The organism is Streptosporangium nanhuense (genome assembly GCF_059358815.1).
Window position 1 is genome coordinate 819,396 of sequence record NZ_JCADBG010000001.1, and the last position, 23,564, is coordinate 842,959.

Annotated in this window: 19 protein-coding genes; 9 read left to right on the plus strand and 10 right to left on the minus strand. The window is 72.0% G+C overall.

Features of this window, described 5'->3' with window-relative positions:
- Positions 1-6 precede the first annotated feature (6 nt).
- From AC5L38_RS03420 to AC5L38_RS03430, 3 genes are all read left to right on the plus strand, one after another.
- A complete protein-coding gene (locus AC5L38_RS03420) occupies positions 7-939 on the plus strand; it encodes a Ppx/GppA phosphatase family protein (RefSeq protein ID WP_495241254.1) in 933 nt (310 codons plus the stop codon).
- Positions 940-976: 37 nt separating this feature from the next.
- Positions 977-1,795, plus strand: coding sequence for a DUF1206 domain-containing protein (locus AC5L38_RS03425; protein WP_495241255.1), 819 nt, complete (start codon positions 977-979; stop codon positions 1,793-1,795).
- 165 nt (positions 1,796-1,960) lie between these two features.
- Positions 1,961-2,401 carry an ATP-binding protein gene (locus AC5L38_RS03430; RefSeq protein WP_495241256.1) on the plus strand — a complete coding sequence of 147 codons (441 nt, stop codon included), beginning with the start codon at positions 1,961-1,963 and terminating at the stop codon, positions 2,399-2,401.
- Between the two features lie 114 nt (positions 2,402-2,515).
- Here AC5L38_RS03430 and AC5L38_RS03435 read toward each other — a convergent pair whose 3' ends face one another.
- The gene (locus AC5L38_RS03435; RefSeq protein WP_495241257.1) at positions 2,516-2,989 is read right to left on the minus strand and encodes a MarR family winged helix-turn-helix transcriptional regulator; all 474 of its coding nucleotides are present in this window, start codon (positions 2,987-2,989) and stop codon (positions 2,516-2,518) included.
- A 231-nt stretch (positions 2,990-3,220) separates the two neighbouring features.
- Here AC5L38_RS03435 and AC5L38_RS03440 point away from each other — a divergent pair, with 231 nt between their 5' ends.
- A complete protein-coding gene (locus AC5L38_RS03440) occupies positions 3,221-4,597 on the plus strand; it encodes an extracellular catalytic domain type 1 short-chain-length polyhydroxyalkanoate depolymerase (protein WP_495241258.1) in 1,377 nt (458 codons plus the stop codon).
- Here AC5L38_RS03440 and AC5L38_RS03445 read toward each other — a convergent pair.
- On the minus strand, positions 4,587-5,381 hold the full coding sequence (locus AC5L38_RS03445) for a PaaX family transcriptional regulator (RefSeq protein ID WP_495241259.1): 795 nt from the start codon (positions 5,379-5,381) through the stop codon (positions 4,587-4,589). The genes AC5L38_RS03440 and AC5L38_RS03445 overlap by 11 nt on opposite strands.
- Before the next feature lie 147 nt (positions 5,382-5,528).
- Here AC5L38_RS03445 and AC5L38_RS03450 point away from each other — a divergent pair, with 147 nt between their 5' ends.
- From AC5L38_RS03450 to AC5L38_RS03460, 3 genes are all read left to right on the plus strand, one after another.
- Entirely contained in the window at positions 5,529-6,395 is an 867-nt protein-coding gene (locus AC5L38_RS03450) for an amidohydrolase family protein (protein WP_495241260.1), read from the plus strand.
- A gap of 91 nt (positions 6,396-6,486) precedes the next feature.
- On the plus strand, positions 6,487-7,812 hold the full coding sequence (locus AC5L38_RS03455) for an MFS transporter (RefSeq protein WP_495241261.1): 1,326 nt from the start codon (positions 6,487-6,489) through the stop codon (positions 7,810-7,812).
- The gene (locus AC5L38_RS03460; RefSeq protein WP_495241262.1) at positions 7,805-9,319 is read left to right on the plus strand and encodes an acyl-CoA synthetase; all 1,515 of its coding nucleotides are present in this window, start codon (positions 7,805-7,807) and stop codon (positions 9,317-9,319) included. Before AC5L38_RS03455 ends, AC5L38_RS03460 begins: the two co-directional genes overlap by 8 nt.
- A gap of 20 nt (positions 9,320-9,339) precedes the next feature.
- Here the strand turns inward: AC5L38_RS03460 and AC5L38_RS03465 are convergent, their stop codons facing one another.
- A complete protein-coding gene (locus tag AC5L38_RS03465) occupies positions 9,340-10,023 on the minus strand; it encodes a hemerythrin domain-containing protein (RefSeq protein ID WP_495241263.1) in 684 nt (227 codons plus the stop codon).
- A gap of 375 nt (positions 10,024-10,398) precedes the next feature.
- On the opposite strand from AC5L38_RS03465, the gene AC5L38_RS03470 reads away from it, so the two are divergent.
- Positions 10,399-11,349 (plus strand): ATP-binding cassette domain-containing protein, encoded by a 951-nt coding sequence (locus tag AC5L38_RS03470; protein ID WP_495241264.1) that lies wholly within the window; start codon positions 10,399-10,401, stop codon positions 11,347-11,349.
- A complete protein-coding gene (locus AC5L38_RS03475; protein ID WP_495241265.1) occupies positions 11,346-12,155 on the plus strand; it encodes an ABC transporter permease in 810 nt (269 codons plus the stop codon). The genes AC5L38_RS03470 and AC5L38_RS03475 overlap by 4 nt, the downstream gene beginning before the upstream one ends.
- Before the next feature lie 87 nt (positions 12,156-12,242).
- On the opposite strand, the gene AC5L38_RS03480 is transcribed toward AC5L38_RS03475, so the two are convergent.
- The 7 genes from AC5L38_RS03480 to AC5L38_RS03510 form a co-directional block, all read right to left on the minus strand.
- Positions 12,243-15,602, minus strand: a complete 3,360-nt coding sequence (locus AC5L38_RS03480) for an AfsR/SARP family transcriptional regulator (RefSeq protein ID WP_495241266.1) — start codon at positions 15,600-15,602, stop codon at positions 12,243-12,245.
- 187 nt (positions 15,603-15,789) lie between these two features.
- Positions 15,790-17,106 (minus strand): DegT/DnrJ/EryC1/StrS family aminotransferase, encoded by a 1,317-nt coding sequence (locus AC5L38_RS03485; RefSeq protein ID WP_495241267.1) that lies wholly within the window; start codon positions 17,104-17,106, stop codon positions 15,790-15,792.
- A gap of 23 nt (positions 17,107-17,129) precedes the next feature.
- Complete coding sequence (locus tag AC5L38_RS03490; RefSeq protein WP_495241268.1) at positions 17,130-18,221, minus strand: GNAT family N-acetyltransferase; 1,092 nt, start codon at positions 18,219-18,221, stop codon at positions 17,130-17,132.
- A 267-nt stretch (positions 18,222-18,488) separates the two neighbouring features.
- Complete coding sequence (locus AC5L38_RS03495) at positions 18,489-19,661, minus strand: DegT/DnrJ/EryC1/StrS family aminotransferase (RefSeq protein ID WP_495241269.1); 1,173 nt, start codon at positions 19,659-19,661, stop codon at positions 18,489-18,491.
- 57 nt (positions 19,662-19,718) lie between these two features.
- Positions 19,719-21,248, minus strand: coding sequence for a lipopolysaccharide biosynthesis protein (locus tag AC5L38_RS03500; protein WP_495241270.1), 1,530 nt, complete (start codon positions 21,246-21,248; stop codon positions 19,719-19,721).
- 344 nt (positions 21,249-21,592) lie between these two features.
- Complete coding sequence (locus tag AC5L38_RS03505; RefSeq protein WP_495241271.1) at positions 21,593-22,858, minus strand: M20/M25/M40 family metallo-hydrolase; 1,266 nt, start codon at positions 22,856-22,858, stop codon at positions 21,593-21,595.
- Positions 22,859-23,015: 157 nt separating this feature from the next.
- Positions 23,016-23,399: a histone-like nucleoid-structuring protein Lsr2 gene (locus AC5L38_RS03510; RefSeq protein ID WP_495241272.1), complete on the minus strand. Its 384-nt coding sequence runs from the start codon at positions 23,397-23,399 to the stop codon at positions 23,016-23,018.
- Positions 23,400-23,564: the final 165 nt, after the last annotated feature.

Sequence of the window (23,564 nt, forward strand, 5' to 3'; positions counted from 1 at the left end):
CATCCCATGCGACTGGGCGTTCTCGACATCGGTTCCAACACGGTCCATCTGCTGGTGATGGACGCGCACCGTGGTGCCCGGCCGCTGCCGGCGTACTCCCACAAGGTGGACCTGAGGCTCTCCGAGCACATGGACGACGGCAACCGCCTGTCCGCGCGGGGCGCCGCGCGGCTGCGGGAGTTCGTCGAGGAGGCGCTGCGGCTCGCCGAGGACAAGGGCGTCGAGGACCTGATGGCCTTCGCGACGTCGGCGGTGCGGGAGTCGGTGAACGGCGAGGAGGTCCTCGCCGGGATCAAGGCCGACACGCAGGTCGACATCGAGGTGCTGTCGGGCCAGGACGAGGCGAGGCTGACGTTCCTGGCCGTGCGCCGCTGGTTCGGGTGGTCGTCCGGGCGGCTGCTGGTCCTCGACATAGGGGGCGGGTCGCTGGAGATCGCCTCGGGCATCGACGAGCAGCCCGACGCGGCGGTGTCGATCCCGCTGGGGGCGGGCCGCCTCACCCGCGACTGCTTCACCGCCGACCCGCCGCCCGCCGACGAGGTGCGGGCGCTGCGCAGGCACGTACGGACCGAGATCGCCCGCACGGTGGGAAACGTGTCCCGGTACGGCCAGGCCGACCACGCGGTGGCGACGTCCAAGACGTTCAGGCAGCTCGCCAGGATCGCCGGGGCGGCGCCCTCGCACGAGGGTCCGTCCGTGCGCCGGGTGCTCAGGCACGCGGACCTGGTCGGGTGGACCGACCGGCTGATCAAGATGAGCACGAGGGAGCGGGCCGCGCTGCCCGGGGTCTCCGAGGGGCGGGCGCCGCAGCTGCCGGCCGGGGCGATCGTCGCCGACGCCGCGATGGACCTGTTCGGGGTGGCCCAGCTGGAGGTCTGCCCCTGGGCGCTGCGCGAGGGCGTGATCCTGCGGCGGCTGGACGCGATGCCGGAACGTTGAGGTTTACCAGGGCGTCAGCAGGTAAGAGCGGTTAGTTATGAACAGCCCTCAGGCTCACGTGGAAGGCGCCGCTCGCAGAGCGGCCAACAGTCAGACGCTCGACAGGCTGGCGCGGGTCGGCTTGGCCTGCCGGGGTGTCCTCTACGGTTTGATCGGTTTCCTCGCCCTGCAGATCGCCTTCGGCGGGGGAAGCGGCGGCAAGGAGGCCGACAAGACCGGCGCCATCGAGACGGTGGCCGAGCAGCCGTTCGGCACGTTCCTGCTCTGGCTCATGGTCGTCGGGTTCGTCGCGCTGGTCGTCTGGCAGCTTTTCGAGGCCATCATGGGCCGCGGGCGGACCAAGGACCGGGTGGAGTCGGGCGCTCGGGTGGCGGTCTACTCGCTGATCGTGGCCACGCTGCTCGGCGTGCTGCTGCGTGGCGACTCCGGTGCCTCGATGGACAGCCAGTCCAAGGACATCACGGCCATGCTGATGGACCTGCCCCTCGGGCAGTTCATCGTGGGCCTGGTGGGCCTGGGCCTGATCGGCCTGGGTGCCTACTGGATCCGCCAGGGCTGGAAGAAGGAGTTCCTCAAGGACCTGCGCACCGGCGAGATGCCCGCGAGGGCGCGGGACCTCGCCGAGAAGTTCGGCATGGCCGGATACATCGCCCGTGGCGTGATCGCCGCGGTCGCAGGCGTCTTCGTCATCCAGGCCGCGGTCACCTACGACCCCGACAAGGCCAAGGGCATCGACTCGACGCTGCGCTCGCTGGCCGACACCCCGGCCGGTCCGTGGCTGCTCGGCGTCGTCGCGATCGGTCTGCTGCTCTTCGCGGCCTACTGTTTCTTCGAGGCTCGCTGGCACCGCGTGTGACGGATGGAACCGCACGGTACGCCAGGTGCGGACACGCAGGTGAGGCGGGCTCTGGCAAGCCTCACCTGTCTATCCGGTAAGTGATCGCATTCCTACTTTTCCGAGACATCTTCCCCGCCGAGCTCCGCGTCTTCCCATCAGTGAAACGGTATCGGAGGGGGCGGTATGGACTCGTCGGAGTACGACGGCAGTGAATGGGTTCTCCGCCTGGCGGGTTCCCCGGACCAGGTGGTCAGAGCCCGCCGCCTGGTCTCGATGACCCTGGGGCGAGACCACCCCCTCCACGACGACTGCGTCCTGCTGACCAGCGAGATCGCCACCAACGCGGTGATCCACTCCCGGTCGGGGGACGGCGGGGCGTTCACCGTCACGGTGGCCTGCTCGGCGACGGGGGTGCGGGTCTCGGTCCAGGACGAGGGCTCCTCCGAGGCCCCCTGCGTATGCCGTGCCTCGCCCGACGCGACAGGGGGCCGCGGCCTGCCCCTGATGGAGACGCTGGCCCACCGCTGGGGCGTGGTCAGGGAGGCCGGATCCAACAAGGTGTGGTTCGAGCTGGTGCTGGAGATGGCCGGGCTGCGCGCGGGCAGCCTGGCCGGCGCCCTCTGACCGCCGGCGCCGGTCCCGGTCTGACCACCGGGGCCGGCCCGCTTCACGGCCCGCTTCACGGCCCGCTTCACGGCCCGCTTCAGGCCCGCTTCACGGCCCGCCCCACCGCCCGCCTCAAGGGCCGGCGATGGGAGGGCGCAGGGCACGGGTGCAGAGGGTGAGACCCTCCATCAGCGTGGTGCGCGTGGTGTCGTCGACGCCGGCGAGCATGTCCTCCTCGATGCCGTCGAGCGAGCGGTCGCAGTGCCGCAGCGCCGCCTGTCCCTCACGGGTGAGACGGGCGCGCAGCACCCGGCCGCCGTCCGGGTGCGCGTCACGCCGGATCAGGCCGCGTTGTTCCAGCTCGCGGACGACCAGGTTCATCGCCTGTGGCGTGACGAAGGCGATGCGGGCCAGTTCGGCCGAGGAGAGCCCGGCGCGCATGCGCAGCTCGCTGAGCGCCATGTACTCGGTCGTCGTGATGCCGTACCTGACGAGCGCCTCGTCGAGCCGGGCGCGGATGCGCCGTTCCAGCCGGTAGACCAGGTAGCTCAGGCGGGGTGCCGGTTTGACCGGCTCGTCGGCTGCGGGGGTGCGGCGCGAGGTCACCGGATGACCATAACCGGCGATGTAAGTTTCGCGCCCTCTATATCAAGCTAATTGATAACAAATCACTTGATAACCAGCGCAAGCAGCGTTTTTCCGTGGATCGAGGAACATGATCCCGTACGGGCGCGGCTTGACCACTCGTCGATCCCGTCCCTATACCGGCTGATGTCAGGACGAGTCAGCGGCGCCGCGGTCTCGTGCGTCGAGCGAAGACCAAGCAGAGGAGAGCCGATGAGACGATTGACCGCCGTGCTCGCGGGCGCCGGTGCCGCGGTGCTGTACGCCGCCACGGTTCTGGTCGGAGGGCAGTCCGCCGCCGCGGCCACCCTGACCGAGGTGACCGGCTTCGGCGCCAACCCCGGCAACCTGCGGATGCACCTCTACGTGCCGGACACCGTGCGGTCCAGCCCCGCGATCGTGCTCGCCATGCACGGCTGCGGCGGTTCGGGGCCCGGCTTCTACTCGGGTTCGGAGTTCCGGTCCCTCGCCGACCAGCACGGTTTCATCGTCATCTACCCGTCGGCGTCCAAGAAGGGCAACTGCTTCGACTCCTGGTCCGCGGCGTCGCAGGTGCGCGACGGGGGCAGCGACCCGGTCTCGCTGATGTCCATGATCACCTACACGCGGCAGCGCCACAACGGTGACGCCGGCCGCATCTATGTCACCGGCAGCTCCGCCGGCGGCATGGAGACCAACATCATGCTCGGCAACTATCCCGACGTCTTCAAGGCCGGGGCGGCGTTCATGGGGGTGCCGTTCGGCTGCTTCGCGAGCGAGGCCGACTACATCCCCTCGCCGGGCGCGAGCGACTGCGCCTCCGGGCGGATCGGCAAGACGCCCCAGCAGTGGGGCGACCTGGTCCGCGCCGCCTACCCCGGATACAGCGGCCCCCGGCCGCGCGTCCAGCTCTGGCACGGCACCACGGACAACCTCGTCTACTACGCCACCCACCAGCAGGCGATCGACCAGTGGACCAACGTGTTCGGTCTGAGCCAGACGCCCACCGGCTCGGACACGCCGCAGCCGAACTGGAACCGCCGCCGCTACGCCGACGGTTCCGGCACGGTGCGGGTCGAGGCGTACAGCATCCAGGGGGCCGGCCACAGCCTGCCGATGAGCGGGATGGCCGCCGCCGCGATCCAGTTCTTCGGCCTCACCGGCGGGCCGAGCCCGTCGCCGACCCCCACTCCGACCCCCACGCCGACCCCCACCCCTACGCCGACCCCCACTCCCACCCCCACGCCCACTCCGACCCCTACCCCGACCCCTACCCCGACGCCCGGCCCGGGCACCGGGTGCAGGGTCACCTACGTTCCCAGCACCTGGAACAACGGCTTCACCGCCGACGTCAGCGTGACGAACACCGGCGCGACCCCCGTCAACGGCTGGACCGTGACCTGGACGTGGCCGGGGAACCAGCGGGTCACCGGTGCCTGGAACGCCACGGTGACCCAGTCGGGCTCCCAGGTCAGCGCGCGCAACCTCTCCTACAACGGGACCATCGCCCCGCAGGCCCGGACCGGTTTCGGGTTCCAGGGCACCTACAGCGGCACGAACCCGGCTCCGGCCGCGTTCGCGCTGAACGGGACACCCTGCGTTATGGGGTGAGACCCTCCAGGAGATCGCCGGCCACCTTGAGTGCGGGCCGTTCGTACTCCTCGGCACGGGCGTGGAAGACCTGCTCGGCCCGGATCGCCGGCCAGTTCGCGGGGAGGTGTTCGGCCGGCAGGTGAGGATCCTGCCGGACGAGCTGCAGCCAGTCGGTGTGCAGCAACAGCTGCCGTACGAGATCGTCCGGCGCGTCGGGAAGTGGCCGGGTGACGTCCCACCTGGTGAGGAACGCCCGATAGCGCCGGGCGATCTGCTCGATGTCGAAGGCCTTCGCGACCAGGTCGGCGGCCTCGGTGGGGCTGAACGCCCTGGCGGTCAGCACCGTGACGTGGTCGTCCACGTCCAGCGAGTCGAACACGCCGGTGACCTCCTTGGTGCCCGGCGCGATCCACAGCCCGCTCTGCAGCGGGCCGAACCCGGCCCAGACGAGCCGGGAGCGCAGGTCGTGGCGGGTGCTGCGCCGGCTGTCCGGCAGGGAGAACCCGACGACCGTCCAGGTGCCGTCCCAGTCGCGGTTCACCGCGCCGGTCTCCCAGATCCGCCGGCGCCCGTCCCTGAGCACCGTCACGGCGTACGGGGTGAGCTCGATGTACGCCCTGCGTCCCACCCGGTAGCGGGTCACGAGGTCGCGCTTCACCATGCGGGCGAGCGTGGACCGGACGGCCTCCTCGGAGACGCCGAGGCGGGCGAACACCTCGATGACGCTGCCCGAGGAGATGGGGGTGTCACGGTCCAGCGCGTAGATGCCGAGGAAGCTGAATATCAGGGACTGCGGGCGCACTGCCGGCACCGTCGGCACTGCCGGCACTGTCGGCACTGTCGGCGCCGCCGGGTCGTCTTCGCCGCCGATGCTCACACCGAAAGCGTAGACGGGCCGGATGTCAGGCACATAATTGACGGAAGTCAGATATATGCCCGAGGAGAGCGCATGAACGTCGACGAACTCGTCGCCATAGACGTGCACACGCACGCGGAGGTCTCCGCCGGCGGGCACGCCTCGCTCGGTGACGAGCTGGCAGACGCCTCGGCGAAGTACTTCAAGGGGAACTCCCGGCCGACCGTTCCCGAGATGGCCGCCTACTACCGCGAGCGCGGGATGGCGGCGGTGGTGTTCACCGTCGACGCCGAGCACGCCACCGGGCATCCGCGCATCTCGAACGAGGAGGTCGCGGAGAGCTGCGCCGCCCACGCCGACGTGCTGATCCCCTTCGCCAGCGTCGACCCGTGGAAGGGCAGGGCCGGTGTCCGCGAGGCGCGCCGGCTCGTGGCCGAGCACGGCGTGCGCGGTTTCAAGTTCCACCCGAGCCTCCAGGGCATGGCGCCCGACGACCGGGCGGCCTACCCCCTCTACGAGGCGATCGAGGAGATGGGCGTGCCCGCGCTGTTCCACACCGGGCAGACCGGCATCGGCGCCGGCCTGCCCGGCGGGGGCGGGGTCCGGCTGAAGTACTCCAACCCGATGCTGGTCGACGACGTCGCCGTGGACTTCCCCGAACTGCGGATCATCCTCGCCCATCCGTCCTTCCCCTGGCAGGACGAGGCCCTGGCGGTCGCCACGCACAAGCCGTACGTGTACATCGACCTGTCCGGATGGTCGCCGAAGTACTTCCCGCCGCTGCTCGTCCGGTACGCCAACACGCTGCTGAAGGACAAGGTGCTCTTCGGGTCCGACTACCCGATGATCACGCCGGACCGGTGGCTCGCCGACTTCGACGCCCTCGACATCAAGCCCGAGGTCCGCCCGAAGATCCTCAAGGAGAACGCCGCGCGCCTGCTCGGGCTCGGCGCTCCCTAATACCGGGCAGAGTATTGACGTTCGTCATGAATCTGCCTAACCTCCGGGCAAGCAAGCGCAGCAGTTCGCCCTCGGACTGAGGAGCTCGGTCATGACGACCCCGTCTGCCCTTCCCCCCAACCAGGTTCAGCTCCGTCGCGCGGTGGCCTCCAGCTTCCTGGGCAGCGTCATCGAGTACTACGACTTCCTGCTGTACGCCACGGCCTCGGCGGTGGTCTTCAGCAAGATCTTCTTCTCCTCGCTCGACCCGCTCACGGCCACGGTCGCCAGCTTCGGCACCTTCGCCACGGGCTACCTCGCCAGGCCGCTCGGCGGAGTGATCTTCGGTCACTTCGGCGACCGGCTCGGCCGCAAGCGCATGCTGGTCCTGACCATGACCCTGATGGGCCTCGCCAGCTTCCTCATCGGCCTGCTCCCCACCTACGAGCAGATCGGCGCCCTCGCCCCCGTCGCCCTCGTCGTCCTTCGCGTGCTGCAGGGCGTCGCCATCGGCGGCGAATGGGGAGGCGCCGTGCTGATGTCCGCCGAGCACGCGACCAGCCGCCGCGGGCTGTGGGCGGGCTTCACCAACGCCGGAGCCCCGTTCGGCATGGTGCTCTCCACCGGGGTGCTCAGCGGCACCGCGGCCGCCCTGGGCGAGGAGGCGTTCCTGAGCTGGGGCTGGCGGGTGCCGTTCCTGCTCAGCATCCTCCTCCTGGCGGTCGGCCTGTTCGTCCGGCTGCGGGTCGAGGAGACCCCCGTGTTCGAGGCGGCGTCCGGCCGCGCCACACGGATGCCGCTGCTGGAGGTGTTCGGCCACCATCCGAGGGCGCTGGCGCTCGGGGTGGGCGTCGGGCTGTCCGCGTTCGTGGCCCAGGGCACGCTGACCACCTATCTCATCGCCTACGGCGTGCGGACCGGTTTCACCCGGCAGGCCGTGCTGAACGGTCTCACGCTCTCCTCCGCGCTGGCCGTGGTGGGCATCGTCGCCTGCGCGGCGCTCTCGGACCGGGTCGGACGCCGCCCGGTCGTGCTGGCGGGAGCGCTGCTCATGGCCGCGTTCGGCTTCGCCCTGTTCCCGATGGTGAACACCGGCAGCGTCGCCGTGCTCGTCGTCGCGCTGGTGCTGGGCCAGGCGGTCATCCACCCGCTGATGTTCGGCCCGCTCGCGGCGCTGTACGCCGAGCTCTTCCCCACCAGGAACCGCTACACCGGCGCCTCGCTCGGCTACCAGGTCGCCGGGCTCGGCGCCGGCCTGGGCCCGTTGCTCTTCGCGCAGCTGGACGCGTCGTCCGGGGGCGGCAGCACGACGACGATCTCGGTGATCATCGCCGTCTGCTGCCTGCTGACCGTGGTGTGCGTGCTGGCCCTGCGTGAGACCAGCGGCGACGACCTCGCCTCGGACGCCCCGGCGGTCCGTGCCGCCACCGATGCGTAACGCCGGGCTCGGAGGCTGGCCCGCCCGCCGGGCCCTGATGAGTCCCGGCCGCACCGCGTTCGTCCTCGCGGACCGGTCGGTCAGCTACGCCGACGTCCACGATCGGGCGACCCGCCTGGCGTCGCGGATGCGCGAGGCGGGGGTCCGGGCGGGGGACCGGGTCGCCTACCTCGGCCCCAACCACGTCGCCTTCGCCGAGACCATGTTCGCCGCCCACATGCTGGGTGGCGTCTTCGTCCCGCTGAACTTCCGGCTGGCCGCGCCCGAGATCGCCTACATGCTCCGGCACTCGGACGCGTCGCTCCTCGTGTACGACCCCGGCTGCGCGGAGACGGTACGCGCCCTGCCCGGCCCGTACACGGTCGTGGCCCTGCGGTCGCCCGCCCCGGGGGAGCACGACTTCGAGACCTGGGCCTCGCGGGGCGACCCCGATCCCGTCGACGTCCCGGTGGCGCTCGACGACGTCGCCCTGATCCTCTACACCTCCGGCACGACCGGCCGTCCCAAGGGCGCGACGCTCAGCCACGCCAACCTGGTGTGGAACTGCTTCAACATGATGGTCGGCGTGGACGTGACGAGCACCGAGGTGACGCTGATCAGCGCGCCGCTCTTCCACGTCGCGGCCCTGAACCAGACGATGCTGCCGACCTTCCTCAAGGGCGGCACCTCGGTGATCATGCCGTCCTGGGACGTCGAGTTCTGTTACGACCTCATCGAGAGGCACCGCGTGACGTGGATGTTCGGCGTCACCACGATGTTCGCCGACCTCGCCCGGTCGCCGCGCTGGGCCGGCGCCGACCTGTCGTCGCTGCGCACCCTCATGTCCGGCGGCGCCGCCGTCCCCGTGGCGCTGATCCGCGCGTACCAGGAGAGGGGGCTGGTCTTCTGCCAGGGCTACGGGCTGACCGAGACCGCACCCGGCGCGACCTTCCTGGAGGCGGGCGAGAGCGTGCGCAAGGTGGGCTCGGCCGGGGTCCCGGTCTTCTTCTCCGAGGTGCGTGTGGTCCGCCCCGATCTCACCCCGGCGCCGGTCGGGGAGCCCGGCGAGGTCCTCGTCCGGGGGCCGAACGTCACCCCCGGCTACTGGCGCGACCCGGAGGCGACCGCCGCCGCGCTGGTCGAGGACGGCTGGTTCCGTTCCGGCGACATCGCGGTCGTGGACGAGGAGGGCCACCTGACCATCGTCGACCGGGTCAAGGACATGTACATCTCCGGCGGGGAGAACGTCTACCCGGCGGAGGTCGAGAACGCGCTCTTCGCGCACCCGGCGGTGGCGGAGGTCGCCGTGGTGGGGATGTCGGACCGGAGGTGGGGCGAGGTGGGCCGCGCCTTCGCCGTGCTCCGCCCCGGCGCCACCGTCACCCCCGGCGAGCTGACGGACTTCCTCCGTCCCCGGCTCGCGAAGTACAAGATCCCCGTCTCCTTCGAGATCGTCGACGCGCTGCCGAGGACGGGGTCGGGCAAGATCCGCAAATCCGAGCTCCGCGACCGCCCCCCGCCCCGATGAGGACGGGCCCCCGCCCGGCCTCAGCCGCCGACGCGGGGCGGCGTGGCGGTTCCGTGGACGCGCCTGGCGTGGCGTGCGTAGAGGCGGCGCCCGACGATCGGCATGACCAGGCGGACCGACGCCGGGGCCTCCCCGAGCACCCTCTTGACCACCTCGGGGTCGCCCTCGTACATCACCATGCCGAGGGCGAGCGGCAGTTCCCTCTTCGGGGTCCTGGTCAGCCCGTGCTCGCCGAGCCGGTTCCACTCCGCGGCGGTGACGTACTTCTCGGCCAGCGGCAGGATCCGCTCCTCCTCCATCCTCATGTGCTCCAGGAGCGCGGTCAGCAGCCGGTCGCAGGCCTCCGCGAGTTCGGCACCGCCCCGCCCGGTGGAACGCCAGCGGGGAAGGAGCCCCGTCACCCGCGCGTGGGCCCTCTCGATGGCGTGGTGCTGCTCCTCCATCACGGGCACGATGGCCGCGGTCTCCTCGCCGCCGCGCTCAAGGAGCGTCGGCCACAACAGGTGGTCCTCGCCCTCGTGGTGCAGGTGCAGGACGCGGCACATCAGCTCGGCGTGGGCTCCGACGACCCCGGCGCGCCGGACGTCGCCCGGCACGACGTCGGAGACGAGTTTCGGAAGCAGCCTGAATTCGCGGCGCATCGCGGTATGTGCCATATACATGTCGCGGACATCGGCCATGGGCTCGTCGGCGATCGGACGCATTGCAACCTCAGCAGATCGTTTTATCGGGTTCGATGTCAGGGCATCCGGGAGTGAGAGGTGTTCCCCCTCGATCGCCGGTGACCGGCTGGTCACCGGCGAGACACCCGGTCACCAAGAACAGTAAAGAATCCTGATATGAACAGCCATTCCCTCTGAGTGTTGTTCCTCACAAAAAAGGGCTGACAGCTGTTTCTCTATTGTTTTGGGCAATTATTGGCGCGGATCGCGCTATTCCGCAGGACGAGGAGCGCCGTGACAGCGGGCTCGCTCCCGGGGCGGCGCGTGGATCACCACGTCGCGGTGACAGCGATATGTGCGCCGTCTGACAGCGGCCACAGGCAGTGTGCACGGGTCACCACCATCGAGGAGGAACCAGTGCTTCACGCCTTCGAGGCCGAGGGGCTCGTCAAACGTTTCGGCAGGACCACCGCGCTCGCCGGGATCGACCTGGCCGCCCGGCCCGGCACCGTGCTCGCGGTCCTCGGGCCGAACGGGGCCGGAAAGACCACCGCCGTGCGCGTCCTGGCCACGCTGCTGCGCCCGGACGAGGGCAGCGCCCGCGTCGGCGGGCTCGACGTCGTACGGGACGCCGCCAAGGTCCGCAGGATGATCGGGCTGACCGGCCAGTACGCCTCGGTCGACGAGGACCTCACCGGCACCGAGAACCTCGTCCTGATCGGGCAGCTGCTCGACCTGCGCAGGGCCGAGGCCGGGGCTCGCGCGGCGCGGCTGCTGGAGGAGTTCGGCCTCGCGGAGGCCGCGGGGCGCCCGGCCAAGACGTACTCGGGAGGGATGCGCCGCCGCCTCGACCTGGCCGCCAGCCTCGTCGGGCGTCCCGACGTCATCTACCTCGACGAGCCGACGACCGGGCTCGACCCGGCCAAGCGCGACGACGTGTGGAACATCGTCCGCTCCCTCGTCGCGGGCGGCGTCACCGTACTGCTCACCACGCAGTACCTGGAGGAGGCCGACGCCCTCGCCGACGACATCTCGGTCGTCGACCACGGCCGGATCATCGCGCACGGCACCCCGGCCGAGCTGAAGCGCGTCGTGGGCGGGCAGACGGTCATGGTGAGACCCGCGGACCAGGACCGGCTCGCCGACGCCGCCGCCATCGTCGGCGCGGTCGCCGGGCGCGTCCCGGAGTCACCCGCCCGCGGCGTGCTGACGGTGCCGGTCGACGGCGACGCGGCCTTCACCGAGGTGGTACGACGGCTGGAGCGCGAGGGCATCGGCGTGACCGAGCTCTCCCTGCGCCTGCCCAGCCTCGACGAGGTCTTCTTCACCCTGACCGGGCGCCACACCACCGAGGAGAGCGCGGCATGACCCTCACCGACAGCCCCGCCCTGATCCCCGCGCGCACCGCCGAGCGGCCCTTCGCCCTGCTGCGGCACAGCCTCGCCCTGGCCAGGAGAAGCGTCGTCAAGACACTCCGCACCCCCGAGCAACTGCTCGACGTGACACTCCAGCCGATCGTCTTCGTCGTGATGTACGTCTACCTGCTCGGCGGCGCGGTGGCCGGTTCCACCCATGACTACCTGCAGTTCCTGCTCCCGGCGATCCTGGTGCAGACGGTGATGTTCGCCGGGATGGCCACCGGGGTCAACCTCAACACCGACATCGACAAGGGCGTCTTCGACAGGTTCCGCAGCCTGCCGATCGGCCGCTCGGCCCCGCTGGTCGGCTCGGTGCTCGGTGACCTCATCCGCTACGTGCTGGCGATCGTCGTCCTGCTCGGGTTCGGCTACCTGCTGGGCTTCCGCGTCCAGACCGACCCGCTGTCGGCGCTGGCCGCGTGCCTGCTCACGATCGTGTTCGCCTTCTGCGCGAGCTGGGGGTTCGTGCTGATCGGCATGCTCATGCGGAGCCCGGGGGCGGTGCAGGGCGCCTCGTTCCTCGTGCTGTTCCCGCTGACCTTCGGCACCAGCATGATCACGCCGCTGGAGACGCTGCCCGGCTGGCTGCAGGCCTGGGTGAGGGTCAACCCCGTCGCGGGCATGATGGACGCGGCGCGCGGCCTGATGCTGGGCGGGCCGGTGGCGGGGCCGGTCCTCAGGACGCTGCTGTGGTCGGCCGGCCTCCTCGCGGTGCTCGCCCCCCTGGCCGTCCGCGCCTACCGCCGCCGCGCCTGAGGGCCCGTATCGTTTCCGGACCACGGGCCTGCCCGGCGGCCCGTGGCCCGGGACCGCTTGTCGCGGGTCGGCCCGCCCCCACCGGCCCTAACGGATCCGTACGCGGTCGAGGGCGGCCTCGCGATTCAGCCCGCGGCCGTGGCCGTGGCGGGCCTCGTACCCGGCGTCGCCCAGCTCCCCGCGCAGCCGCAGGGCGAGCCGGGTGGCGTCGGGGTGATGGTCCGGGGCTCCCCGCAGGACCTCGGCGGCGCCGAGGGACTCCGCGGCCCCCGCCGCGTCGCCGCGATGGGCCCGCAGGGTGGCGGCGGCGACCCCGACCCTGGCCACGATCGGCATGTCCTTCGCTTCGAGCGCGTCGGCGAACGCCCGCCGTATCCGCTGCCCGGCGGTCGCGGGATCGCCCAGCTCGATCGCCAGGTACGCCATCGCGGAGAGGAAGAGGGCACGGAACTGCGGCGCGACGAACGGCATCCCCTCCAGGGCGACCCCGGCCGCGTCGTACTGCAGCGCGGCCTCCTCCAGGTCACCCTCGTGACGCGCCAGGTCGCCCAGGTTGAGCCGGGCGAACGCGACATTGCGTCCGGCCCAGTCGTAGGACTCCGGCGCGGTCATCTCCCACAGCTCGGCCCGCGCCCGCTCCGTGTCGCCCTGCCTCATGCGCGCCATGGCGAGCCAGACCCGCTGGTGACCGACGTCGTCGTGGGGGTTCAGCTCGCGCAGGAGCCGGATCGACTCCTCCAGCGCCGCCACGGCGCCGTCGAAGTCCCCGAAGGCCAGGTTCGCCTCCGCCAGCGGGCTCAGCGCGGTGGCCAGCCCCCACCGGTCGCCGATCTCCCGGAACGCGGTGACGGCGACGGTGAGATCCTCGTGCATGCCGGCCATGTCGCCGTCGTTCTCCCGGATGAAGGCGCGGATCGACCGCAGCATCGCCCGCGTCCACGGGTCCGGGTGCGACAGGCGCCGCCCGATCGAGGCCAGGCCCGCCTCGGTGTCGTCGGTGAAGAGCGCGAGGGCGGGTTCGAGGAGCACGAGCAGCGGGTGCTCGGCGTGACCGGCGGTCGCGCGGGCGATCTCCTCCATCTGCTCGATGCCGTCCTCCAGCTTGGCGTAGCCGCCGGTGGTGGCCCGGTTGAGCAGGTACATGGCCGACACGATCCCCCGGGCCACCTCCGGTGACTCGCCGGGGACGTCGAGCGCGAGGCGCAGCCACCCGATGGACTCCGCGCCGTTGCCGATGATCGTCCAGAAGATGCTCATGGCGGCGGCCAGCCGCATCGCGGTGTCGGCGTCCCCCGAGTCCGCGGCGAAGTGGAGCGCGGCGAGGACGTTGTCCCGTTCCGCCACGAGCCTGCCGATCCAGACCAGCTGGTCGGGGCCCCGCAGGTGCGGCTCCGCCGTCTCGGTGAGTTCGAGGAAGTAGGCGGCGTGCGCCCTCCTGAACCGGGTGACCTCCCCGGCCTCGGTCAGGCGCTCCAGGGCGTACTCCCTGATCGTCTCCAGCATGCGGTAGCGGGGACCCTCGGCGAACTGCAGCAGGGACTTGTCCAGCAGGGCCGCGAGCCGGTCCACGACCGGTTCCCGCCACGCGGGAGCCCTCCCGGCGCCGGACTCCGGAGCGGCCCGGGGCGCGGGGGGCATGCCGGGGGCGGAGGCGGCGTGGGGTTCCGATGCTGTGCGGGGTTCCGACGCTGCGCCGAAGCCGGGAGCGGCGCCGGGTTCCGGGGCGGTACCGGTGGCGGAGGCGGCGGACGGTTCCGGGGGAGCGCACACCCGTTCGGCGGCCTCGGGCGTGACGCCCGCGGGGAACACCGCGAGCCGCTCCGCGAAGCGGCGCTCGTCGTCGTCGAGCAGGTCCCAGCTCCAGGCGACGACCGCGCGCAGCGTCCTGTGCCGGGGCAGCGCGGCCCTGTTGCCCCCGGTGAGCAGGCGGAAGCGGTCGTCCAGCCGCGCGGCGAGCTGCTCGACGGTGAGGGAGCGCAGCCGGGCGGCGGCCAGCTCGATCGCGAGCGGCAGCCCGTCCAGCCTCCGGCAGATCTCCGTCACCAGCTCCACGTTGCCGTCGGTGACGGCGAACCCCGGGCGCACGGCGGCCACCCGGTCGGCGAAGAGCCGCACCGCGGAGCCGGTCAGCGCCTCCTCGGCCGTGGCGCCGGGCTCGGGCAGGCCGAGCGGCGGCACCGGGCACAGGGCCTCCCCGGCGATCCCGAGCGGCTCCCTGCTCGTGGCGAGGATCCGCAGCCCCGGGCAGCGCCCCAGGAGGTCGTCGGCCAGGCGCGCGGCGGCGTCGACCAGGTGCTCGCAGTTGTCGAGCACCACCAGCGTCTCGGCGGACGACAGCAGCTCCGCCAGGCGGGCCACCGTGTCGGACGTCCCGGCCCGCCCGTCGGCCGGGGCGGGGAAGCCGAGCGCCCCGAGCACGGCCTGCGCCACGTCGGCGGGGTCGGTCACGGGCGCGAGCTCCACCAGCCACGCCCCGCCGGGCATCCGGTCGGAGATCCCGGCGGCGACGGTCGTCGCGATCCGTGTCTTGCCCACGCCCCCGGGGCCGACCAGCGTGACCAGCCGCCCCTGGTCCAGCCGCGCGCCGATCAGCCCGATCTCCGAGGTCCGGCCGACGAAGGTGGTCAACGCGGCCCTCAGGTTGCCGCGCGTGCCCGTACGGACCGGCGGCGTCTCGTCGCGGACGGCGCGCAGGGCGGGGTCGGCGCGGAGCACGGCGAGGTGGATCTCCCGCAGCTCCGGTCCCGGGTCGGCGCCCAGCTCGTCGGCGAGGCGGCGGCGGAACTCCTCGTACGCGGCCAGCGCCTCCGCCTGGCGCCCGGCGGCGTAGAGCGCCCTGACCCGCAGGCCGTGCAGCCGCTCCCGCAGCGGGTGGCGGGTCGTGAGCTCCTGGAGCTCGGTCACCGGCGGGGAGTACCGGCCGCAGTCCAGTTCCGCCTCCACCCGGTCCTCGGTCGCGGCGAGCCGGGCCTCCTCCAGCCCGGCCGCGTACGACACGGCGAACGGGGCCGTGGCGACCTCGCCCAGGGCGGGACCTCGCCAGAGCCCGAGCGCCTCGCGCAGCAGGTCCGCGGCGGCCACCGGATCCCCGCTCCCCAGGGCCCGCCGCCCCTCGCGCGCCAGCCGTTCGAACCGGTGGGAGTCGACGGCGTCCGGCGGCACGTCGAGCAGGTAGCCCCCGTGGCCGGAGCGCAGCGCCGACGCGTCGGGCAGGATCCGGCGCAGCCGGGACACCAGCGACTGGACCGCGTTCACCGGATCCCCGGGCCTGCCGTCGGGCCAGAGCGCGTCCGACAGCTCCTCGACCGTGACGACGCGCCCGGCACCGAGGGCCAGCCTGACCAGCAGCACGCGAAGCCGCGTCCCCCCGATCTCGACGGCCTCGTCGGCCTTGTCGGCCTCGCCGGTGGCCGCGACCCGTAGCGGCCCCAGAATGCTCACGCGCACGCAGCCACTCTGCCACCTGCCCCGGCATGTCCGGGCACGGGGACGCGAGAGCCGGGCTCCGTCCGGACCCCGGCCACCGTACGGGCCGGCGGGGCGGGCCCGAACGGAGCGAGGGGCGAGGCCGGACGGGACGAGAGGCGAAGCCGGACGGAGTGAGCGGTGGGGCGCGCCACGGCGCCCCGCGCGCTCAGCCGGGCTGCCGCGACGCCGTGGAGGGCCGCGTGGCCGGTCGGACGCCCAGCTCGGCCAGCAGGCCGGCCATGCGGGCGGCGCGGAGCGGGTCGACGGGCAGGACGTGGCCGGTCCACCAGCGGGCGATCTCCGGGGTCGGCCCCGGGGGAACCAGGTCCAGGTAGTCGTCCAGCGGCGGATCGTAGATGAAACCGGGCACCACGCCCTTGCTCTCCAGCCGGGCGACGACCTCATCGCGGTCCTCGACCAGCAGGGGCACCCGCAGCAGCGGCTGCGGCGGCGCGTCGCGGACGCCCTCGGCCGCCCAGGGCAGGGTGCGCAGCAGCTCCACCCCGGCCACCCGGCGCTCCCGCTCGCGGTCGATCACCCGGAACCGGGAGCGGTGGTAGCCGCGCAGCAGCGAGCCCTGGCGCATCCGCCAGTCGTCGAGGTCGATCCGCAGCCAGTGGTCCATGGCGCGCGGGTCGACCGGATCGGCGGCGACGACCGCGCGCAGCTCCTCCTCGCGGGGCGGGCAGCGGTGGCCGGTCCAGCGCACGAGCCCGAGCGCCTTGAGGGCGTGCCACATCGGCCTGACCAGCCCGGTGCGGTAGATCGTCTCGCGCAGCACGGGCCGCAGCGTGCCGAGCAGCTGGGCCCGCGCCCCGCCGGGGAGCAGCAGCTCGTCCCTGGCCCGCGCCAGCTCGGGCAGCGCGGACGGGTCCTCCGCGGTGAGGAACCCGCCGGACATCGCCCGCCCGTGCTTGGCGAGGCTGAACACCCCGGCGGTGCCGAACGTGCCCGCGGGGCGGCCGTCCACGACCGTCTGCATGGCGTGCGCCGCGTCGTCGAGGAGGATCACGCCGCGCCGGTCGCACTCGGCCCGCAGCTCGGCCACCCGGTCGGGCTGGCCGTACAGGTGCGTGGTGACGACACCGGCGAGGCCGGTCCAGTCGACGGCCGGGACGTCGATGTTGCCGTCGCGCCAGGAGACCGGTGCCATCACCGGCTCCAGCCCGGCGGCCAGCACGACGAACAGCACCGTCTCGCAGTTGGTCGGCGAGATCAGCACCCTGTCGCCACGCCCGAACCAGTGGCGCAGCGCCAGGAGCAGGCCGAACCTGGCGGACGGCACGTGGAGGCACTCCTGGCCGATCCGGTCGCGCATGGCCGCCTCAAGCGCGCGGCGCCCGTCCGCGCCACGGCCGTTCGTGTGGCGCTCATCCGTGCCATGACCGTCCATGCGGCGGCCGTCCGTGTGATGGCCGTCTGCGGGACGGTCATCCGCGGGACGGTCGTCCGCGCGGCCGGGAGTGGCGGGGTGCCCGCTCATCGGACCCTCCTTCGGTCGGCTGCTCACCGGGTCTTCCTCCGGGTGCGCAGCCGACCGTACCGCTTCATGGCCCTGTCGGCGGCGCCGTACAGGGCAGGGCTGTCGAGGATGAAGCGCCGCACCCGGCGGACCGGCTCGGTGCGCAGCCAGTGCGCCGCCGCGCCCGCCGACCGGCGGCGCACGATGCCCTCGGTGACGGGAACGGTCCTGCTGCACAGCGCGTCCTTGTACTCCGAGCCGTTGCTGATGCCCAGGTCCAGCGAGCCGACCCCGAGCTTCGCCGCGGCCTCGGCCATGCGCAGGTGCTGGATCAGGCCGGGGGAGTACTTGGCGTACTCGGGATCGTAGGCGGGGAACCAGCCGATCATCGACGTGCCGGTGCGCAGCCCGAAGTGGCCCGCGACCGGCCTGCCGCCGGCGTACAGCATCGACAGCGGCCCCGCGAAGTCGTCGGTGTCGACGGCGTGCAGGCGCTCGACCAGCTCCACGACCCACGCCTTGCCGAAGCGGTCGGGGCGGCCCATCCGCTGGTACTGGGCGGACTTCCACTCGCGCAGCAGCCGGAACCGCTCCGGGTCGCGCACCGAGAACTCGGCGGTGACCTCGCCCGCGTCGCGGCCCAGCTTGCGCTCCTTGTACAGGGTGGTCTTGAGGAACTTCGGGGAGCGCTCGCGCAGCTCGTCGACGAAGGCGGAGTAGCCGCCGCCGAAGTCGAGGACCACGGCCTCCTGCCTGAGCGTCTCGAACGGCTGGAACCACGACTGGTGGTCGACCATGCAGCCGAACTCCCACACGCTCAGCCCGCACGCCTTGAGCAGGGCGTCGGAGTCGAGCTCGGCGCCCGGCCGGTGGACGACCCCCTGGGAGAGCGAGACCCACCCGCCCAGAGCGGCGCCCACCCCGCCGCCGTGCCGCTCGAAGGGGAAGAACCCCACGGGCCCGTCCGTCTCGGTGAGCACCGCGACCCGCGCCTCCGTGCTGACCTCGCCCATCGCGATCGTGAAGTCCGGGCTGAGGAAGGGGTTGTCGAGATGCGGGCTGGAACGTTGCATCCCCCGCCACGCCTCGATCTCCGCCGGGCCCAGCTCGGCGGGCCGGATGACGCTGATCCTCATACGCGGCCCCCCGCCGGGCGGGGACGATCGGCGGTGTGCGCAAACCTACCGTTCACGGGACGGTGGTCCTTTCTCGAAGCCTGTTCCCAGGCGCTGGACATCGCCGCGCGAGGGACGAGATCCAGCTGGTGCGGGGGGTTGGGGGAGTGCCACGGCACGCGGAGACCAACCGGAGCCGGACGGCGATCCCCCGAACCGCCGACCGGCAATCAATGAGTAAAACCTAGCGGGGTATCACCCTATTCGCTTAGTTACGAACCAAGTTCGCTATGCGACACCGAAGGTCGTCGGCCCCGGGGGCACCCTGGGGGACAGCGGGGGGACCGCGGGGACGAGCCGCTCGATGACCGGCAGGGCGCGGTGGGCGTACAGCGGGTCGATCGGCAGCACGTGCCGGCCCCACCAGCGCGCCACCTCGGGCTCGGGGGAGGGGTCGGTGAACTCCGGCAGGTAGCCGTCGTACGGCGGGTCGTAGAGGTATCCGGTGGCGACCCCGTGCCGCTCCAGCTCGGCGATGGCCCCGTCGCGGCCGTAGACCAGCAGCGGGACCCGGAACAGCGGCTGGTCCAGGTGGCAGCGGACGGCCGGGGCCACGGTGGGCAGCGCGGCCAGCGCCGAGACGCCGGCGATCCGCCGCGACCGCTGCCGGGGCAGCGCGTGCAGGCGCCTCGATTGGTACCAGCGCGAGAGGTGGCCCCGCCTGGCCCGGTAGTCGTGCAGGTCGGCCTGGACCCAGGAGTCGAACGCCGGCAGCTGCTGCGGTGCGTACTCCAGCGCCCTGAGCAGTTCCGCGGGGCGCGGGGCGATGCGGTATCCGTCGCGCTCCTCCTCCATGCCGAGCGCGCGCATGGCCTTCAGCGCCGGGCGGACCATGTTCAGGCGCAGCGCGGCGTGCCGGCCCGCGGAGGTCAGCACGCTGTGGATCTCCTTCCTGAAGACGCCCGGCTGCAGCAGCCGGTCGCGGTCGCGCTCCAGGGCGCGCAGGTCGGAGAGGTGCTCGACCGCGATCACCCCGCCGGAGCCCGCCCCCGCGTGCTTGGACAGGCTGAACACGCCGGCCACCCCGAAGGTGCCGATCGGCCTGCCGTTCACGCTCGTCTCGATGGCGTGCGCGACGTCCTCGATCAGGATCTTGCCGCCGAAGGCGGCCACCCGGTCCGGCAGGCCGTACAGGTTGGTGGTCAGCACCGCGTCGACCGTGTCGAGGTCGACGCGGTCGACGTCGATGTTGCCGTCGTCCAGGGAGAGCGGGGCGATGACCGGGCGCAGGCCCGCCGCGAGCACGAGGAAGAGGATCTCGTCCGCGGACAGCGGTGACATCAGTAGCCGCTGGCCGGGACGGCACCAGTGCCGCAGGGCCAAATACAGGCCCAGGCGGTTGGAGGGCAGCAGGAGGCAGAGGCGATGTGTCCGCTTCGCCACAATGTGCTCAGGAGTCACTGGAGACCGTCTATCACGTACGACATTGAGACCGCAAACCGGGAACCGCGTGTCGTCCTAACCAGGCCTCACCTGGGATGTTTTGCTGTGGTTCATCACCCTGCGCATGTTCGGGAAGATCAGCAGCGCCACCAGGAGCTGGCTGCCGAGCATGGCGTAGCCGACGGCGGCGATCCCGAAGTGGGGGAAGAGCACCGCGATTGAGGTGAGGACCAGGACGGCCATCCCGATCTGGACGAGGGCGAGCTTGCGCGCCTCGCTCTGGGCGCGCAGCATGCTGAGGCAGATCTCGATCACCGTCTGGGGGAGCACGGCGATCGCCATCAGGCGCAGCAGCGGCGAGCCCGCCTCGGCGAACCCCGGGCCGAACACGCTCAGGATCAGCGGCGCGCCGATCACGACCACCGCGACGACCGGGCCGACGATCAGGAAGGTGCGCCGCAGCGCGTTGCGCACGCTCTGCGCCAGCTGGGCGGCGTTGAAGGACCCCTCGACGGTCAGCGAGACCGCCATGTTGGCCGCCAGCAGCCCGACCATGGAGCCCAGCGTGTGGGCTATCGAGAAGTAGCCGAACGTCGGCGCGTCGTCGAGCCAGCCCGCGACGATGACCGGGACGAGATAGAGGATCAGCAGGATGGAGAACGCGCCGGGGAAGTCTCCGGCGAGGAAGCGGCCCACCTCGCGCAGGCGCGGCGGGTTCGCGGCGCTCACCTCGGTGTTCTTGACGTGCTTGGGGATGATCACGCCGAAGATGAGCCAGCTGATCGGGATCAGCGCTATGGCCGTCGGCACGATCCACGAGACGAAGATCCCGCCGAAGACGCCGCCCTGCGGCAGCGCGTACGCCAGCGCGACGAGCAGGCCCATCTTGACCAGGCCGAACGCCAGGCTGTTGACCGGCACCCAGACGGCGTTGCGCAGCCCGGCCAGTGTCACGTCCTGGAGGGTGAAGATGGTCCACACGAGCACCGAGGCGAGGAAGAACAGCCCCGGCCCGAGCCCGCCGAGGTCGGCGTAGACCTCTCCCCAGATCGGCAACGTCAGCAGGAAACCCAGCGCCGCGACCAGGCCGGCGGCCCCGGCGATCGCGTAGCCGCGCAGGACGAACTCGGCGGTGCGGCGCCCGGCCACCGGGATGAACCTGGCCAGGGCGCCCGCGAAGGCGAGCCCGGTCAGCGAGGAGAACAGCCGCATCGCGCTGATCTGGGCCTGGCCCTCGCCGAACGCGGCGGCGGTGTACAGGTGCGTCGCGAGGAACCAGTAGCCGAGCCCCAGCACGGCGGTGATCCCGGTATTGATCATCAGCGCGTAGCCCTGCAGGAACAGGGGGTTCCTCAGGTCCTTGCGCAGGCGGTCCATCAGGCTGGCCCCGCGCTCCTCGGTCGCCGGCCGGCCCGCCGCCTGGTCGCTCCCGTCGCGCGTCACGCCGCCATCGTCGGCCGGGCCGCTTGCATCGACCTTGCCGCCCGCTGTACGGAGACCGGTGGCCGCGTTCGCCGGGGGCTCGGGGCCCTCCGGCCGGGTGCCCGGCGCGGGGACGCCACCGGGCCTGGCGTGCCGGCCTCGTCCGGTGCCGTGCTCACTCACCCCGGTGCTCCCGGTCCGCGCCGTTCCCCGAGACGTTGCGGGAGGGCCGCGGATCGCTCGGGTGGGGTGGACCGGTGGCCTCACCGGCGGGCCCCGAAGGGCACGTCACCGGTGTCCGCGTCTCGTCACGAGACCTGCCGGTCACCGAGGGATACATGAGAATCGGCACGTGAGTCATGATGCCCCAGTTTCAAGCGAGCCGTGTCCGGCATGTATCCGGAAGTCCCCGGCAGGGCCCGATTGTGATGGAGACTGCCCTGCTTTCACGGGGTTGGGGGTACGGGGCGAGAGTGGCCGAGGTCACTGAAGTCACCGGGGCCGGGAGGTTCAGGGGGTTCGGGAGGTCAGGAGGTCAGGAGACGGTTCAGGACGCGGACGCCGAACTCCAGGCCCTCGACGGGGACGCGCTCGTCCACGCCGTGGAACATGCCGAAGTAGTCGAGGTCCGGGGTGAGCATCAGCGGGGCGAAGCCGTAGCCCCTGATGCCGAGCGCCGCGAAGGACTTGGCGTCCGTGCCGCCCGACATCACGTACGGCACCGGCCGCGCCGCCGGGTCCTCGGCGACCAGGGCGGCACCCAGCCGGTCGAAGAACGGCGAGTCCATCGGGGCGGAGGTGGCGTCCTCGATGTTGACGAACTCCCGGGTCACCCGGGGGCCGAGCAGGCGGTCGATCGTCTCCAGGAACTCCTCCCGGTGGCCCGGCAGGAAACGCCCGTCCACATGGCCCTCGGCGGTGCCGGGGACCACGTTGACCTTGTAGCCCGCCTGGAGCATCGTCGGGTTCGCCGAGTTGCGGATCTGCGCGCCGAACAGGTCGCCGATCCGGCCGAGCCGCCTCGCCTCCTCCTCCAGCCGGTCGAGGTCGACGCGCTCGCCGAGGATGGCCGACAGGTTCTCGATCAGCGCGGCCACCCCGGGCGTCAGCCGTACCGGCCAGGAGTGGGAGGCGATCCTGGACATGGCGTGGCAGAGCTCGGCCACCGCGTTGTCCGCCGGCGGGCGGGAGCCGTGGCCCGCGACGCCGGTCGCGGTGAGCCGCATCCAGGCGGTGCCGCGCTCGCCCACCGCGATCGGGTAGATCCGCGCGCCCGGCGCCTCGACGCTGTAGCCGCCGGACTCGCTGATCGCGTCGACGCAGCCGTCGAACAGCTCGCGGTGGTGGCGCACCGCGTGGCGCGCGCCGTACTCGCCGGTGGCCTCCTCGTCGGCGAGGAAGGCCAGCACGACGTCCCGGTCCGGCCGCACCCCGCGCCGGGACCAGTCGCGGACCAGGGCGAGTGTCATGGCGAGGGTGCCCTTCATGTCGACCGCGCCCCGGCCCCAGACACATCCGCCGGAGACCTCGCCGGAGAACGGGTGGATCCGCCAGTCGGAGGGGCGGGCGGGGACCACGTCGAGGTGGCCGTGGATCAGCAGGGCCTCGGGCGAGTCGCCGGGAATCCTGGCGACCACGCTGGTCCTGCGGCTGGCCGACTCGAAGACCACCGGCTCGATCCCGGCCTCGGACAGCAGGGCGGCGACGTGCTCGGCCGCCGGACGCTCGCCGGAGCCGGGGTTGGTGGTGTCGAACCTGATCAGGTCCGAGCAGATCTGCACTACCTCGCTCATCGACGAACGCCCCCGGAGAAAAGACCTCAAATCTGGACTAAAGGTCTAGATCAAAGGTGCATACCCCTCCGGGTGGGAATAGCACCTCGGTTCGTCGTGTCGAGCACTCCCGGCCGGCTGCGACGCCGCTACCCCTCCAAGGGTCCGGGAGCCTGTCTCAATCGCTGAGCGCGCTCTGCGTGGTCTTCTTGGCCGATCCCTTGGCCACGCTGGGGTCGCCGGCGGCGAACGCCTCGGCGACCTTTCCCCCGATGCGCCCGCGCTCGCTCACCTCGATCCCGTGGGACTTCGCCCACGCCCGGATCTCGGCGCTCCGCTCACGGTTGCCGCCGGACCCCTTCGCCCTGCTCTTGCGGCTCAGGGAGGTGCTCGCCTTGCGGGCCGCGGACTGGAACGGCTTGAGAGCCTCGCGAAGCTTCGTGGCGTTCTTCGAGCTCAGGTCGATCTCGTAGGCGGTGCCGTCCAGACCGAACGAGACGGTCTCGTCCGCCTTCTTGCCGGTGATGTCGTCGGTGAACGTGACGACTTGCTGACGTGCCATTGTGTGACTCCTTAATCTTGGCGCCGGAGCGTGCGGCTGTGAACCCGGCCGACGATGGTTCCCGCGTCTCTTCCCCGCGCGCAAAACTCTAGTCCCTCCTTTCGCCGTCGCGCTCGGGAAACCCTGCCCGTCGGAGATCCACCCTCTCTGGTTAATTACTCAAGG